Here is a 14,689-nt window from a genome sequence, read left to right as displayed (position 1 = left end):
TGACCGGCATCGTGTCGCGCGGCGGCTCGATCATGGCCAAGTGGTGCCTGGCGCATCACAAGGAAAACTTCCTCTATACGCATTTCGAAGAGATCTGCGACATCATGAAGGCGTATGACGTCGCCTTCTCGCTCGGCGACGGCCTGCGTCCGGGCAGCGTGTGGGACGCCAACGACGACGCGCAGCTGGGCGAACTGAAGACCCTGGGTGAACTGACCCAGATCGCCTGGCAGCACGATGTGCAGGTGATGATCGAAGGCCCGGGCCACGTGCCGATGCAGCTGATCAAGGAGAACATGGACAAGGAACTGGAGTGGTGCCACGAGGCGCCGTTCTACACCCTGGGCCCGTTGACCACCGACATCGCGCCGGGCTACGACCACATCACCAGCGCCATCGGCGCGGCGCAGATCGGCTGGTACGGCACCGCGATGCTGTGCTACGTGACGCCGAAGGAGCACCTCGGCCTGCCGAACAAGGACGACGTCAAGGAAGGCATCATCACCTACAAGCTGGCCGCGCACGCCGCCGACCTCGCCAAGGGCCATCCGGGCGCGCAGATCCGCGACAACGCGCTGTCCAAGGCGCGCTTCGAGTTCCGCTGGGAAGACCAGTTCAACCTCGGGCTCGACCCGGACCGCGCGCGCAGCTTCCACGACGAGACGCTGCCGAAGGATTCCGCCAAGGTGGCGCACTTCTGCTCGATGTGCGGCCCGCACTTCTGTTCGATGAAGATCACCCAGGACGTGCGCGACTTCGCCGCGCAACAGGGGTTGGCCGAAGAGGAGGCGCTGGCCAAGGGCATGGAGGTGAAGTCGATCGAGTTCGTCAAGGGCGGCGCCAAGCTATACGACAAGATCTGAGCGCGGGTGCCGCCAAGGTTGGCCGAAGCCCGGCTTCGCCAACCGGCGCGACCCGTGTCCCCGTCCCCACCTCACTGGAGATACCCTACATGCCTACCGTTCTGGTCAACGGCGAGCCCACCGAACTCGCCACCCCGCTCACGGTGCGCCAGCTGCTCGAACGGCTCGAGCTGCAGGGGCGGCGCGTCGCCATCGAGCGCAACGGCGACATCCTGCCGCGCAGCCGCTACGACGACACCCGTCTCGCCGAGGGCGACCGTTTCGAAATCATCATCGCGGTGGGGGGCGGCTGATCCCGCCACGCACTGCCTGACGTCCGTCCATTACCGAAGGAACTCGACATGAACGACCCGCTCATCATCGCCGGCAAGACCTATTCCTCGCGCCTTCTGGTCGGCACCGGCAAGTACAAGGACTTCGCCGAAACCCGTGAGGCGGTGGACGCCGCCGGCGCCGAGATCGTCACCGTGGCGATCCGCCGCACCAATATCGGCCAGAACCCTGGCGAGGAGAGCCTGCTCGACGCGCTGCCGCCGTCGCAGTACACCCTGCTGCCCAACACCGCCGGCTGCTACACCGCCGAGGACGCGGTGCGCACGCTGCGCCTGGCGCGCGAGCTGCTCGACGGCCACACGCTGGTCAAGCTCGAAGTGCTGGGCGACCCGAGCAACCTCTACCCCAACATGCCGGAAACGCTCAAGGCGGCGGAGACGCTGGTGAAGGAAGGCTTCGACGTCATGGTCTACTGCTCGGACGACCCGATCCAGGCCAAGCGCCTGGAGGAGATCGGCTGCGTCGCAGTGATGCCCTTGGCCTCGATCATCGGTTCCGGCATGGGCCTCCTCAACCCGTGGAACCTGCGCCTGATCATCGACAACGCCAAGGTGCCGGTGCTGGTCGACGCCGGGGTCGGCACCGCCTCGGACGCCGCCATCGCCATGGAGCTGGGCTGCGACGCGGTGCTGATGAACTCGGCCATCGCCCACGCCCGCCAGCCGGTGCTGATGGCGAGCGCGATGAAACACGCCGTACTGGCCGGGCGCGAGGCCTACCTCGCCGGGCGCATGCCGCGCAAGCTCTACAGCGCCGAACCCAGTTCGCCCACCAGCGGCATGATCGCCCCGGCGCGCGGCGGATAAGGGAGAACGCCACGGTGAATAACGCCACGCAACGGCTCACCCGCCCGGTCTGGCTGGACGGGCTCTACGCCGTCACCCCCGACACCAGCGACAGCGCCTGGCTGCTGCCGCGCGTCGCCGCCGTGCTGGCGGGCGGCGCCAGCCTGGTGCAGTATCGCAACAAATCCCGCGATACCGCGTTGCGGCGGGAGCAGGCCGCGGCCATCCAGGCGCTGTGCCGGCAGCATGGCGCCTGGTTCATCGTCAACGACGACGTGGGGTTGGCCGAAGAACTCGGCGCCGACGGCGTCCACCTCGGGCAGAGCGACACCAGCCTCTGCGCGGCACGCCAGCGCCTCGGGCCGCACGCCATCATCGGCGCCACCTGCCACGACCAGCCCACGCTGGCCGCGCAGGCGGTCGGCAACGGCGCCAGCTACGTCGCCTTCGGCGCGCTGTTTCCCTCGCGCAGCAAGCCGGAGACGGTCTCCGCCCCGCTCGCGCTGTTTGCCGCGCTGCCGCCGCTGGAGGTGCCGTGCGTGGCAATCGGCGGCATCACCCCGGCCAACGCCGCGCTCGCCTGGCAAACCGGGGTCGACATGCTGGCCGTCATCGGTGGACTGTTCGATGCCCCGGCGCCGGACGAAGCGGCCCGCGCCATCCTCGCCGCACGCTGACGGGTCATGCCGGGGCCACCACAGGCCTTTGCCCGACCTGCGACGGCGGCGCCACGACAGCCGCACATTCTCACCAGCAACAGGCGCCCTTCCGGCCCCGCGGGGCGGCCATCGCCAAACGACAGACAATCACTTAGTCTACAAGTAGCGCGTTATGTTGAAACGGCACCGTCACAGAGAAGGAACGATGAGCACCAAGTTGACCGGCACCATGTGGAACCAGCTTTTCCAGCAACACGCGAAGAGCGGCATGAGCCTGCAAGGCAATATTCGCCAGATGCTGGTCTCGGCCATCCTCGACGGCCAGCTGCCGGTCGGCATTCCCCTGCCGTCCGGCCGCGAGTTGTCGGCCCAGCTCGGCGTGGCGCGCAATACCGTGGTGCTGGCCTATCAGCAGCTGGTCGACGAAGGCTACCTGGTGTCGCGCGAGCGCAGCGGCTATTTCGTCAACGCCGACATCCTCGCCGGACGCCTCCCCGCCCAGACCACCCCACACGACCGCCCCCCGGCCGACGGCCCCGACTGGGGGCGGCGCTTCGTGTTCCGCCCCACCCAACAACGCAACATCGTCAAGCGCGCCAACTGGCAGGACTACCCCTACCCGTTCATCTACGGCCAGTACGACCCCATCCTGTTTCCCACCGCCGACTGGCGCGAGTGCAGCCTGAAGGCGCTCAGCGTGCTCGACATCCACGAATGGGCGCAGGACATGATCCTGCGCGACGACGATTTGCTGGTGCAGCAGATCCGCACCCGCGTGCTGCCGCGGCGCGGGGTGTGGGCCTCGGCCGACGAGATCGTCATCACCGTCGGCGCGCAACAGGCGCTCTACCTGCTCGCCGACCTGCTGATGAGCACCGACACCCCGGTCGGCGTGGAAGACCCGGGCTACCCGGACGCGCGCAACATCTTCGGCAGCCGCACCGGCCACCTGCTGCCGCTGCCGATCGACGAAGAAGGCCTCATGGTCAGCGGCGCGCTGCACAACTGCGACTACGTCTACGTCACCCCCGGCCACCAGTGCCCGACCACGGTGACCATGCCGCTGGCGCGGCGCCAGGCCTTGCTGCAGATGGCCGAAGAAGCCGACTTCGTGCTGATCGAGGACGATTACGAAAGCGAGAGCCGCTTCCAGGGCGACCTCACCCCGACGCTGAAAAGCCTCGACCGCAACAACCGCGTCATCTACGTCGGCAGCCTGTCCAAGAACCTCGCGCCGGGACTGCGCATCGGCTACATCGTCGGACCCGCCGAGCTGATCGCCGAGTTGCGCGGCATCCGCCGGCTGATGCTGCGCCACCCCTCTGCCTACATCCAGCGCGCCTTCGCCCTGTTCCTCTCGCTCGGGCATTACGATTCGCACCACCGCCGGCTGTCCGCAGCATACCGGGAACGCGCCCAGGTGCTCACCGACGCGCTGGCGCGCCACCTACCCGAAGTCCACCCGGTGCCGATCTCGGGCGGCGCCTCGTGCTGGATCGTCGGACCGGACTGGCTCGACGCCGAGGAACTGGCCCAACGCGCCGAAGAAAACGGCGTGCTGATCGAGCCCGGCAACGTCTTTTTCATGAAGACCGCCATGCCGCGCAACTGCTTCCGCTTGGGCTTCTCGTCGATCCCGATCGAGAAGATCGAACCCGGCGTCCGCGCCCTGGCCGAGGTCCTGCGCCACCTGAAACCGACCCGCCCGCGCTGAACCGGGCGCCCCGCCCCACTCTCTCCGCCCCGGCTGCGCCCCCGTCGCCGCCGGGGCTAAGGCATGCCCTATTTCCTCCTGGCAGCGCCGCCTTCCCGCCCGCCCTCCACACGGCTCCTTCTGGCCCAAACTGGCCCAAACGATTTAACCGAACTGGCCCTACTGCATCGCCCTCCAGCTCACTAATCTGAAGTCGTCAAATGCAGTGGTCCTCCCGCACGGCGCCCGCCGCCGCCACAACACGGACCACCCACAACATCAGAACTGCTTAGGAGAACACGATGTCCAATACCCCAGTGACCGCCGAATTTCTGCAGGCCTTCAGCGACGCCTGGAACCGCCACGATATCGACGCCCTGATGAGCTTCATGGCCGACGATTGCGAATTCCACGCCGTTGCCGGCCCCGACCTGCTCGGCCGGACGTTCCACGGTCGCGAAGCGGTGCGCGAAGGCTTCCAGCTCGCCTGGCAGACCTTCCCCGACGCCGCCTGGCTCGACGGCGATCACTTCGTTCACGGCGATCGCGGCGTCAGCGAATCCACCTTCAGCGGCACCAAGGCCGACGGCACGCGCATCGAGGCACGCATGGTCGACGTCTTCACCTTCCGTGACGGCAAGATTGCGGTGAAAAACGCCTACCGCAAAGACCGCCCGCCGGTCGCCCACGCCGGCAACTGAGCCCGGACTCACATCGCGTCAACATCAAGGAGTCCGAGCATGGATACCCTTACCCAAAAGCGCGCGGTGAACACGGGCCGCGCCACCGGCCCTTCCACCGCCTACGACCCGGCCTACGACCCGCTGATCGCCAGCACCCCGGGCCAGGGCCGTGATTACGCCCCGACCTACTGGATCGGCACCGCCGGCGACCCGCCGCCCGATGACGGCCCGATCACCCACGACATCGACGTCGACGTCGCCATCATCGGCTCCGGCTTCACCGGTCTTACCACCGCGATCTTTCTCGCCCAGGAATACGGCATCAAGGCCACCGTGCTCGAGGCCAACCGCGTCAGCTGGGGCTGCAGCACCCGTAACGGCGGCCAGGCCCAGTGCGCCTCGGGCCGTCTCAAGCGCTCGCAATGGATCGCCCGCTACGGCCTCGACACCGCGCTGCGCATGCACGAAGAAGTCTGTGCCGGCATGGAAACCTTCAAGAACCTGATCAAGGACATCGACTGCGACCCGCAGCCGGGCGGACACCTCTACATCGCCCACCGGCCCAAGGCCATGCCGGCGCTGGAGAAGGAAGCCAAGATCCTGCGCGAGGTGTTCAACTACGACGCCCGCATCCTCGATGCCGACACAGTCAAGCGTGAATACGTCGACGACAAGGAAGCTGCCGGCGCCATGCACGAGCCGGAAGGGATCGGCATCCACGCCGGCAAGCTCGCCTTCGGCTACCTGAAGAAGGCGCGTGCGCTCGGCGCCAAGGTTCACCCCTCGAGCCCGGTCATGGGCTGGGAGACCCGCAACGGCGTGCACTACCTCAAGACGCCGGGCGGTATCGTGCGGGCCCGCGCTGTCGGCATCGCCACCGGCGGCTACACCTCGCAGGGGCTGCACTCGCAGTTGAAAAACCGCCTGCTGCCGATCCTGTCCAACTCGATCGTCACCCGTCCGCTGACGCAAGCCGAGATCGATGCCTGCAACTTCCGCACCACGCAGGTCATCACCGACACCCGCATCCTGCGCCACTACTATCGCCTGATGCCGGATGGCCGGGTACAGATCGGCAGCCGCAGCGCCATCACCGGCCACGATGCGCCCGAGGACAAGTACAAGCAGTTCCTGATCCGTGACCTGCACCGCAAGTTTCCCGCGCTGGAAGGCATCCAGATCGATTACTCCTGGTGGGGCTGGGTCGACGTCAGCCACGACATGATGCCGCGCATCTACCAGCCGGACCCGAAGCAGACGATCTACTACGCCCTCGGCTACGGCGGCAACGGCGTCATGTACTCGGCACAGGCCGGTCGCCGCCTGGCCGCCAGCATCGCCGGCAAGGGCACCCCGGACCTGCCGATCTTCCGCTCCAAGCTGCCGTTCCCGAACGTGCGCGAGGTGGTGGAATCGGAGTTGTTCGCCCCCTTCCGCCGCTTCGGCCAGTGGTGGCTGTACCGCTGGTATCACCTCAAGGACGAAGTCATCTAGGCGCCATTCGCCGATCGCCCGGCCCCTGCCGGGCGCCTGACCGCCGCGCATGTCTCACGCGAGACGTGCCGCCCACCAAGAAAGGAGCACGCCCCATGGCGGCATCGAGCCGTATCGATGCCCGATAAACACTGTCAGATCGGCCTTACTGAATCGCCCTGCTGCAATCCATACGGCATATAAATGCCGGTAAATATAATAAATTCTTATTACGATGGAGAAAGACATGTACGGAGCACGCAGTTTCAAGAAGGTTCTCACGTTGTCGGCAACCCTGCTGGCGCTCGGCGCCGGCGGCATGGCACACGCCGAGCAGAAGGAAGTCACCATTGCCTATCAGCAGATCGCCGGTCCGTTGCTGACCGTGATCGCCGATGGCTCGGCGGAAAAGGCCACCGGCTACAAGATCAACTGGCGCCAGTTCGAATCGGGCGCCAAGGTCGGTACCGCCATGGCTTCGGGTGACGTGCAGATCGGCGTGATCGGCTCCAGCCCGCTCGCCGCTGCCGTAAGCCGTGGCCTGCCGCTGCAACTGTTCTGGATTCTCGACGACATCAACGAAGCCGAAGCCATGGTGGTGCGCAACGGTTCCGGCATCAACAAGCCGGCCGACCTCAAGGGCAAGAAACTCGGCGTTCCTTTCGTCTCCACCACCCACTTCCACACCATGTTCGCGCTCAACCTCTGGGGCATCAAACCGAGCGAACTGGAAATCCTCAACATGCAGCCCAACCAGATCGCCGCGGCGTGGGAGCGCGGCGACATCGACGCGGCCTACGTCTGGGACCCGGCACTGGCACGCATCAAGCAGAGCGGCAAGGTGCTGATCACCTCGGGTGAGCTGTCCAAAAAAGGCAAGGCCACCTTCGACGGCGTGGCGGTGAACCGCACCTGGGCCGACGCCAACCCGGCCTTTATGGCGAGCTTCACCAAGGCCATCGCCAACGCCGACGCCGCCTTCCGCACCAACCCGCAAGCCTGGGGCGCCGACTCCGCCCAGGCCAAGACCATGGCCAAGATGCTGGGCGGCACCTCCAAGGACGCCGCCGACGCGGTCAAGCTCTACGCGTATCCGACACTCCAACAACAGATCTCCCCCGCCTGGCTCGGTGGCGGCAAGACCGGCGGTGCCGCCAAGGCGCTCAAGGCGACGGCTGAATTCCTCAAGGAGCAGAAGCGCATCGACGCGCTGGCCCCGGACTACAGCGCCTTCGTCACGTCGAAGTACGCAGAAGCTGCACTCAAGCAAAAATAATAAGCGCCCGGCATGGGACGCCCGGCAGGGCGTCCCAAAGGACCGAACCAGATCTGAGGAGAACTCTCATGCAAGAGCTTAACGTCAGCAACGTCAGCGTGCGCTACCCGGGCCGGCGCCCGGGCGAGCAGGTCCATGCGCTCGACAACATCAACCTCTCCATCAAGAGCGGCGACTTCGTGGTGGCACTGGGTGCCTCCGGCTGCGGCAAGACCACCTTGCTGAGCCTGATGGCGGGCTTCATCTCCCCCACCGAAGGCAGCATCACGCTGGGCGGCAACAAGGTCATGGGCCCCGGCTCCGACCGCGGCGTCGTGTTCCAGAAACACGCCCTGCTGCCCTGGCTCAACGTGATGGAAAACACCGAATTCGGCCTCAAGCTGCAAGGCGTGAGCAAGGAAAAACGGCGCGCGCTGGCCGCCAAGAACCTGGCGCTGGTGGGTCTGCAGGACTTTCACAGCCACATGATCTACCAGCTCTCCGGCGGCATGCAGCAGCGCGTGGGCATCGCCCGGGCGCTCACCTGCAACCCGGCCATGCTGCTGATGGACGAACCGATGGCGGCGCTCGACGCCCTCACCCGCGAAACCATCCAGGAGTTGCTGCTCGACGTCTGGCAGGAAACACAGAAGATGTTCTTCTTCATCACGCACAGCGTCGAAGAAGCCCTGTTCCTCGCCAGCCGGCTGATCGTGATGTCGCCGCGCCCAGGCCGCATCACCCACACCTACGAGCTCGACTTCAACCGCCGCTTCCTGGAATGCCGCGACGCCAGGACGATCAAGTCCAGCCCCGACTTCATCAAGATGCGAGAAACCGTGCTTGGCATCATTTATGGCGACGAGCGCGCCGCCGAAGCGAAAGAGGTGTCCCATGTCTAACCTGAAACACGACCCGGAAGTCTCTCTTGGCCGTCAGCGCGGCTCGATCTCGCTGAGCAGCCACCCGGCCAAACCCCACGGCGGGCCAAGCATGCTGTCGCAACTATTCAGCAAGAAATCGGTCCGCCCCGGCGAACAATTCGGCGCGCCCGGTCAGGGCAGCAGCGGTCTCATCAGCTTCGTCACCGTCACCCTGCTGTTTTCGCTGTGGGTACTGGTGACCGCCACCGGCTGGGTGTCGCCGCTGTTCCTGCCGTCGCCGCAGGCGGTGTACGACAAGTTCATCCTGGTATCGACCGAGGGCTTCGCCAACGCCACGCTGCTCGAGCATACCGAGACCAGCCTGTACCGCGTGTTCGGCGCCTTTGCCCTGGCCTGCGTCACCGCCATCCCGATCGGCGTGCTGATGGGGGTGAGCCGCGTGGCACGCGGCGTGTTCGATCCGCCGATCGAGTTCTACCGCCCGCTGCCGCCGCTCGCCTACCTGCCGATGGTCATCATCTGGTTCGGCATCGGCGAGTTCTCCAAGGTCTACTTGATCTTCCTCGCCATCTTCGCCCCGATGGCCATCTCGGCGCGTTCGGGCGTGCGCTCGGTGTCGATCGAGCAGATCCACGCTGCCTACTCGATGGGCGCCTCGCGTATGCAGGTGATCCGCCACGTCATCCTCAAGTCGGCGCTGCCGGAAATCTTCACCGGCATGCGCATCGGCATCGGGGTGGGCTGGACCACGCTGGTCGCCGGCGAAATGGTGGCCTCGACCCGCGGGCTCGGCTTCATGGTGCTCAACGCCGCCGAGTTTCTCGCCAGCGACGTGGTGATCATGGGCGTGATCGTGATCGGTCTGTTCGCCTTCACCTTCGACCTGCTGATGCGCTACCTGGAACGCGTGCTGGTGCCCTGGAAAGGCAAGGTCTGACGGCAAACACGGCACCGTAGTGCGCAACTCACAACCAGGCGTGGCCGCCCTCCCCGGGGCGGCCACGCTCCTTCCCCAACCACCCTCAAACCCACGGGAACACGATGAAACGTTGGAATCTGGCAGCAAGCAGTCTGGTTTTTCTGATCACAGGCATGGCCTGGGCCGGCGACGCACCGGTCGCCAAGACCCAGGGCGTGCTAACCGACACGCGCGGCATGACGCTCTATACCTTCGACAAGGACGTGGCCGGCAGCGGCAAGAGCGCCTGCAACGGCGAATGCCCCGCCCTCTGGCCTCCATTGCACGCTGACAGCGGCGCCACTCCGGCAGGCGAGTTGTCCGTCATCACCCGCGACGACGGCAGCAAGCAATGGGCGTACAAGGGGAAGCCCCTGTATTACTTCGCGAAAGACCAAGCGGCGGGCGACACCCTGGGAGACAAGGTCAAGAACGTCTGGCACCTGGTCCGGGAATAATCCGCCCCACCCCCACCCACCCGCGAAGAGACGATCCTCATGCTCCAAGAAAAAAAACCTTACGCCGTAGTGGCCGCCCTTTTGCTGACCGGGCTGGCGCACGCCGCGCCGGCTTTCGACGGCCAGATCCGCAACAACACTCTGGCCGTCAATCCGGCCGAAACCCTCGCCCTGGCCGCCAAGAGCGACAGCGACAAGGTCTACGCCTACGACCTGCGCTCCGGCAAAATGCGGCAGGCACTGGAAGGCTTCATCTCGCCCCGCAACATCCTGTTCTCGCCGGATGGCCAGTCCTTCTACATCTCGGACAGCACCAAGGGCACCATCGAAAAATGGGACAGCACCTCGCTGACGCGTTCCGCCTCCATGGCCGTCGGCCCCGGCGCCTTCGGCACCACGCTGAGCCGCGACGGCTCGCGGCTGTTCGTCAACAACCAGGCCACGAGCACGGTCACCGCCTTCGATCCCGCCACGCTACAACCGCTCGCCGTCATGACGGGCTTTGCCCAGCCCCGGCAAGGCATCCAGCTCTCGACGGACGACAAGGCGCTGTTCGTCACCAACTTCCTGGGCGACAAGATCACCGTGGTCGACCCCAGCGGCTTCAAGACCCTGGCCGAGATCGGCGGGTTCAACAAGATCCGCGCCATCGCCATCTCCCGCGACGGCAAGACGCTGTATGCCGCCAACAGCGGCAGCGACACGCTGGCCGAGGTGGATGTCGAGGGACGCTACGTGCGGCGCAGCGTCAAGGTCGGCAGCGACCCTTACGGTGCCGCCTTGAGGCCGGATGGGCGTTTTCTGTATAGCGGCAACCTCAAGGGCAACTCCATGACGATCGTTTCCCTGCCAGACTTCAAGGTCGCCGGGGAAATCGGCGGGCTGCACGGTCCCCGTCAGGCGATCACGTTCAGCCACGACAGCCGCAAGGCCTGGGTGCTCAACGAGGATGTCAGCATTGCCGAAGTCGATCTGACTGCGCGGCGGATCACCCGTACATTGACCCCCGGCAGCTGAGCGGCAAGCGGAGCATGGCGAGTGCACGCCCCGCCAGTCTCTGCCCTATCAGGGTGGGCGATAGAGTAGCCGGCACCCGCTGGCCGCGCCCGCGCCACCCCGGTGCCCAAGCCGCCAGCACTCCCCGTGGGCGGTTCCGGCATCGGAGGCATGCATTCACACCGATCCAGCACGCTTGCGCTCGGTGACACTGCCGCCCTCATCCGCCAGGCTCCCGGCCACGACCTTCTTGTTACCGTCGACATGCCGCTGGCACACCCGGACCCGGAACATCGCCGCGCCGGGGAGGACGGCGCACGGTTCCCCCTCCGTCAGCCCGCCCGGGTTTGAAAAGGTTGGCCGAAGAACGCTACCGCCCTCCCCGAAACACCCCGGCAGTAAGGCGAAGGCGGCGCGATGCTTTCTGGCCAGAACAAGCCAAGCGCGTTAGCATCCATGTCGATAGCCGCCGCCCCCCAACACCGCGCCGCCGCCATGCCCCCGAGCGTGGCCTCCGCGAGCGGGAATGTCGCCGGCAGCTCGACCGCCCCACAGAAAGAACGCCATGACCCGCCGCCCCCCTGACACGCCATCCCCCACCTTGGCGCCACCGCCCGTCGGCTTCTGGGAAGCCTTCCGCTTCTGGCTCAAACTCGGCTTCATCAGCTTCGGCGGCCCGGCCGGCCAGATTGCGATCATGCACAGCGAACTGGTCGAACGCCGCCGCTGGATCAGCGAAAAACGTTTCCTGCACGCCCTCAATTACTGCATGGTGCTGCCCGGCCCGGAGGCGCAACAGTTGGCAACCTATATCGGCTGGCTGATGCACCGCAGCTGGGGAGGCATCGTCGCCGGTGCGCTGTTCGTGCTGCCCTCGCTGTTCGTGCTGATTGGGCTGTCCTGGCTGTACGTGGCCTTCGGCAACGTTCCGCTGGTCGCCGGGCTGTTCTACGGCATCAAGCCCGCCGTCACCGCCATCGTGGTGCAGGCGGCGCATCGTATCGGCTCGCGCGCACTCAAGAACAACGTTCTGTGGGCGATTGCCGCCGCTTCGTTCATCGCCATCTTCGCGCTCAACGCGCCGTTTCCGCTGATTGTCCTGGGGGCAGCCCTGCTTGGCTATGTCGGTGGCCGAGTGGCACCGGCCACCTTCAAGGTCGGCGGGGGCCATGGCAAGGTCAAGGACGGCTACGGTCCGGCCTTGATCGACGACGACACCCCGACGCCCGCGCACGCGCGCTTCCGCTGGTCGCAGTTGACGCGCATCGGCGCGATCGGCTTGGCACTGTGGCTGGTTCCGCTCGCACTGCTCACGGTGACATTCGGTTGGCAGGGCGTGTTCACCCAGATGGGCTGGTTTTTCTCGAAGGCCGCGCTGCTGACCTTCGGCGGTGCCTATGCTGTACTGCCCTACGTCTACCAGGGTGCGGTCGACCATTACGGCTGGCTCACCGCAACGCAGATGATCGATGGCCTGGCGCTTGGCGAAACCACCCCCGGCCCGTTGATCATGGTGGTGACTTTCGTCGGTTTCGTCGGAGCCTACCTCAAGGCGCTAACCGGGCCCGAGTTGCCGTTCCTCGCCGGCGTCTTCGCCGCCACCTTGGTGACCTGGTTCACCTTCCTGCCGTCGTTCGTGTTCATTCTCGCCGGCGGCCCACTAGTCGAATCGACGCACGGCGACATCAAGTTCACCGCTCCGCTGACCGCCATCACCGCCGCGGTGGTCGGCGTCATCTTCAACCTGGCGCTGTTCTTCGGCTATCACGTCCTGTGGCCGGCAGGTTTTTCCGGCCATTTCGACTGGCCATCCGCCCTGATCGCCCTGGCAGCGAGCATCGCCCTGTTCCGCTTCAAGCGCAATGTCATCCAGGTCATCGCCGCCTGTGCGGTGGTCGGCCTGCTGGCAAAGACCCTATTCCCCTAGCCTGCCCCCACCCCGCGCCAGCAGCGCCGCGGGATGGGGCCGCCGAATGATTTGACGTAGGCGCTGGCTCGGCCAAGCCTGCCCGACACGCAAAAACGAAGCGGCAACAGCCCCTCCGATTTTCCCTTGAGGCAATACCACACCCCCAGGGCGGGAGCAAGCTACGTCTCGAAAGCGGTCTTCCTCAGCAACAGCTGTTCCACCAGTGCGCCTTCATCAAGTTGCAGCAGCTTGGGGCAGCTCGAGCACAGCACGCGTTCCCCCGGCAGGCCGTCACGCAGGCAGCAGAGACGCCGAACCCGCAATGGGGAAGACAAGGGTGCAGGAGGAGACGCGAGGTAGTGCACCACGCGATACAGCGGGTTGGCCAAACCGGTATCGAAAAACGACCGTTGCCCGAACAGGTAGTCGGCGTCGGCTCGTGCCTCCTCGCTCGCAAACCCGGTCGAAAGTGCATATTCGAGACTATTGCCTACCGTGCTCCACAGCACCCGCGGCGACAGACTGACCGAGGCCGCCATCATGTCGATGAATGGCAGCAGATGATCGACGCACAAGGAGCGATAACGCTCCGCCGGAGCATCGGTCTCGGCCCCCAACGCCTCGCAAGGCAGCCACAGGGCCTGGGGCAGGCCTTGATGGATCTGCAGGGTGCAATCGGCCAGCGCCATCCGGAGGGGTCGGCGCAACACCCGCGCGGCGACCAGCGCCGGGGGCAACAACAGGTTTAGATAGCGCCCGCACCACTGCGACAACAAGGCCTGGTCGCTACCGCCACCGTATTGCCGGCGCAGTGCGTTCAGCAACACATCACAGTGTTCGGCCAACCTTGACGCCCGAACAGCCATCCCGCTCACGTCCTCAGGCAACCCCAGGTGCAGATGCCGGCAATACAGCGCATACGCAGGCGGCACCAACTCGGCAAAACAGCGAGATAACGGTTTCTCTGTGCTATTCATCCACTCTCCTCTGTCACAGCCCCAGTACGACCCCACAAGGCAGGAACAGAATCATGACCACACCACAGTCCGTTTGGGGCGCAGCGCGCTTACCCTCAGTGCCACTCCAGCATTCGTTCGGCTGAGCAATCCAGCCCCCATTCGGGACACATCTAAAGGTACGGCACCCCAGCATGATTTGCTCGCCCAAATACAAAAAGCCCAGCTCGGATGAGCTGGGCTTTTGTAAGGGGAGTCTGGCGGTGTCCTACTTTCACACGGCAATGCCGCACTATCATCGGCGCTAAGGCGTTTCACGGTCCTGTTCGGGATGGGAAGGGGTGGGACCACCTCGCTAAGGCCGCCAGACATAAACTGTCAACAAACGGGAAGAAGCCTGGAAGCCTCTCAGCTTCCATTTCGAATTGGGTAATCGATCGTACGTCGCACTCTCTATTCACCGCGTGGCCCAAGCCACTCAAATGATAGGATCAAGCCTCACGAGCAATTAGTATCGGTTAGCTTCACGCCTCACAGCGCTTCCACACCCGACCTATCAACGTCCTGGTCTCGAACGACTCTTCAGGAGGGTCAAGCCCTCAGGGAAGTCTCATCTTCAGGCGAGTTTCCCGCTTAGATGCTTTCAGCGGTTATCTCTTCCGAACTTAGCTACCCGGCAATGCCACTGGCGTGACAACCGGTACACCAGAGGTTCGTCCACTCCGGTCCTCTCGTACTAGGAGCAGCCCCCGTCAAACTTCCAACGCCTCTTGTGCAGATAGTG

Annotated in this window: 14 protein-coding genes and 2 rRNA genes; 13 read left to right on the top strand and 3 right to left on the bottom strand. The window is 65.3% G+C overall.

Annotated features, from left to right (window positions below):
- The 13 genes from FURADRAFT_RS19780 to chrA form a co-directional block, all read left to right on the top strand.
- On the top strand, positions 1-863 hold an 863-nt coding region (locus FURADRAFT_RS19780; protein WP_008955940.1), incomplete at its 5' end, for a phosphomethylpyrimidine synthase ThiC.
- An 89-nt stretch (positions 864-952) separates the two neighbouring features.
- Positions 953-1,156 carry a sulfur carrier protein ThiS gene (gene thiS, locus FURADRAFT_RS19775; protein ID WP_008955939.1) on the top strand — a complete coding sequence of 68 codons (204 nt, stop codon included), beginning with the start codon at positions 953-955 and terminating at the stop codon, positions 1,154-1,156.
- A 48-nt stretch (positions 1,157-1,204) separates the two neighbouring features.
- Positions 1,205-2,002 (top strand): thiazole synthase, encoded by a 798-nt coding sequence (locus tag FURADRAFT_RS19770; protein WP_008955938.1) that lies wholly within the window; start codon positions 1,205-1,207, stop codon positions 2,000-2,002.
- Between the two features lie 14 nt (positions 2,003-2,016).
- The gene (gene thiE, locus FURADRAFT_RS19765) at positions 2,017-2,658 is read left to right on the top strand and encodes a thiamine phosphate synthase (RefSeq protein ID WP_008955937.1); all 642 of its coding nucleotides are present in this window, start codon (positions 2,017-2,019) and stop codon (positions 2,656-2,658) included.
- Positions 2,659-2,845: 187 nt separating this feature from the next.
- Complete coding sequence (pdxR, locus tag FURADRAFT_RS19760) at positions 2,846-4,354, top strand: MocR-like pyridoxine biosynthesis transcription factor PdxR (protein WP_008955936.1); 1,509 nt, start codon at positions 2,846-2,848, stop codon at positions 4,352-4,354.
- A gap of 281 nt (positions 4,355-4,635) precedes the next feature.
- The gene (locus tag FURADRAFT_RS19755; protein WP_008955935.1) at positions 4,636-5,034 is read left to right on the top strand and encodes a nuclear transport factor 2 family protein; all 399 of its coding nucleotides are present in this window, start codon (positions 4,636-4,638) and stop codon (positions 5,032-5,034) included.
- Positions 5,035-5,073: 39 nt separating this feature from the next.
- Positions 5,074-6,510: an NAD(P)/FAD-dependent oxidoreductase gene (locus FURADRAFT_RS19750; RefSeq protein ID WP_008955934.1), complete on the top strand. Its 1,437-nt coding sequence runs from the start codon at positions 5,074-5,076 to the stop codon at positions 6,508-6,510.
- Between the two features lie 226 nt (positions 6,511-6,736).
- Positions 6,737-7,765, top strand: a complete 1,029-nt coding sequence (gene tauA, locus FURADRAFT_RS19745) for a taurine ABC transporter substrate-binding protein (protein ID WP_008955933.1) — start codon at positions 6,737-6,739, stop codon at positions 7,763-7,765.
- Between the two features lie 68 nt (positions 7,766-7,833).
- A complete protein-coding gene (locus tag FURADRAFT_RS19740; protein ID WP_008955932.1) occupies positions 7,834-8,646 on the top strand; it encodes a taurine ABC transporter ATP-binding protein in 813 nt (270 codons plus the stop codon).
- Complete coding sequence (locus tag FURADRAFT_RS19735; RefSeq protein ID WP_008955931.1) at positions 8,639-9,565, top strand: ABC transporter permease subunit; 927 nt, start codon at positions 8,639-8,641, stop codon at positions 9,563-9,565. The genes FURADRAFT_RS19740 and FURADRAFT_RS19735 overlap by 8 nt, the downstream gene beginning before the upstream one ends.
- A gap of 104 nt (positions 9,566-9,669) precedes the next feature.
- Complete coding sequence (locus tag FURADRAFT_RS19730; RefSeq protein WP_008955930.1) at positions 9,670-10,044, top strand: COG4315 family predicted lipoprotein; 375 nt, start codon at positions 9,670-9,672, stop codon at positions 10,042-10,044.
- Positions 10,045-10,083: 39 nt separating this feature from the next.
- A complete protein-coding gene (locus FURADRAFT_RS19725; protein WP_008955929.1) occupies positions 10,084-11,061 on the top strand; it encodes a YncE family protein in 978 nt (325 codons plus the stop codon).
- Positions 11,062-11,605: 544 nt separating this feature from the next.
- Positions 11,606-12,967 carry a chromate efflux transporter gene (gene chrA, locus FURADRAFT_RS19720; protein WP_008955928.1) on the top strand — a complete coding sequence of 454 codons (1,362 nt, stop codon included), beginning with the start codon at positions 11,606-11,608 and terminating at the stop codon, positions 12,965-12,967.
- Positions 12,968-13,128: 161 nt separating this feature from the next.
- Here chrA and fhuF read toward each other — a convergent pair whose 3' ends face one another.
- From fhuF to FURADRAFT_RS20860, 3 genes are all read right to left on the bottom strand, one after another.
- Positions 13,129-13,926 (bottom strand): siderophore-iron reductase FhuF, encoded by a 798-nt coding sequence (fhuF, locus tag FURADRAFT_RS19715; RefSeq protein ID WP_008955927.1) that lies wholly within the window; start codon positions 13,924-13,926, stop codon positions 13,129-13,131.
- 234 nt (positions 13,927-14,160) lie between these two features.
- Positions 14,161-14,274 (bottom strand): 5S ribosomal RNA (gene rrf, locus FURADRAFT_RS19710).
- Positions 14,275-14,392: 118 nt separating this feature from the next.
- Positions 14,393-14,689, bottom strand: a 23S ribosomal RNA gene (locus FURADRAFT_RS20860); the annotation flags it as partial.

This window comes from Pseudogulbenkiania ferrooxidans 2002 (assembly GCF_000174355.1).
Lineage (GTDB): Bacteria > Pseudomonadota > Gammaproteobacteria > Burkholderiales > Chromobacteriaceae > Pseudogulbenkiania > Pseudogulbenkiania ferrooxidans.
Note: the sequence above shows the minus strand (reverse complement) of the source record. Positions and strands in the feature narration are given on the sequence as shown.

What these genes read in the sequence shown, in the direction of transcription:
- FURADRAFT_RS19735 (WP_008955931.1), top strand. Translation starts at nt 8,639, where the DNA reads ATGTCTAACCTGAAACACGACCCGGAAGTCTCTCTTGGCCGTCAGCGC.
- tauA (WP_008955933.1), top strand. Translation starts at nt 6,737, where the DNA reads ATGTACGGAGCACGCAGTTTCAAGAAGGTTCTCACGTTGTCGGCAACC.
- pdxR (WP_008955936.1), top strand. Translation starts at nt 2,846, where the DNA reads ATGAGCACCAAGTTGACCGGCACCATGTGGAACCAGCTTTTCCAGCAA.
- FURADRAFT_RS19770 (WP_008955938.1), top strand. Translation starts at nt 1,205, where the DNA reads ATGAACGACCCGCTCATCATCGCCGGCAAGACCTATTCCTCGCGCCTT.
- FURADRAFT_RS19755 (WP_008955935.1), top strand. Translation starts at nt 4,636, where the DNA reads ATGTCCAATACCCCAGTGACCGCCGAATTTCTGCAGGCCTTCAGCGAC.
- thiS (WP_008955939.1), top strand. Translation starts at nt 953, where the DNA reads ATGCCTACCGTTCTGGTCAACGGCGAGCCCACCGAACTCGCCACCCCG.
- FURADRAFT_RS19730 (WP_008955930.1), top strand. Translation starts at nt 9,670, where the DNA reads ATGAAACGTTGGAATCTGGCAGCAAGCAGTCTGGTTTTTCTGATCACA.
- FURADRAFT_RS19750 (WP_008955934.1), top strand. Translation starts at nt 5,074, where the DNA reads ATGGATACCCTTACCCAAAAGCGCGCGGTGAACACGGGCCGCGCCACC.
- FURADRAFT_RS19725 (WP_008955929.1), top strand. Translation starts at nt 10,084, where the DNA reads ATGCTCCAAGAAAAAAAACCTTACGCCGTAGTGGCCGCCCTTTTGCTG.
- FURADRAFT_RS19740 (WP_008955932.1), top strand. Translation starts at nt 7,834, where the DNA reads ATGCAAGAGCTTAACGTCAGCAACGTCAGCGTGCGCTACCCGGGCCGG.
- fhuF (WP_008955927.1), bottom strand. Translation starts at nt 13,926, where the DNA reads ATGAATAGCACAGAGAAACCGTTATCTCGCTGTTTTGCCGAGTTGGTG.
- chrA (WP_008955928.1), top strand. Translation starts at nt 11,606, where the DNA reads ATGACCCGCCGCCCCCCTGACACGCCATCCCCCACCTTGGCGCCACCG.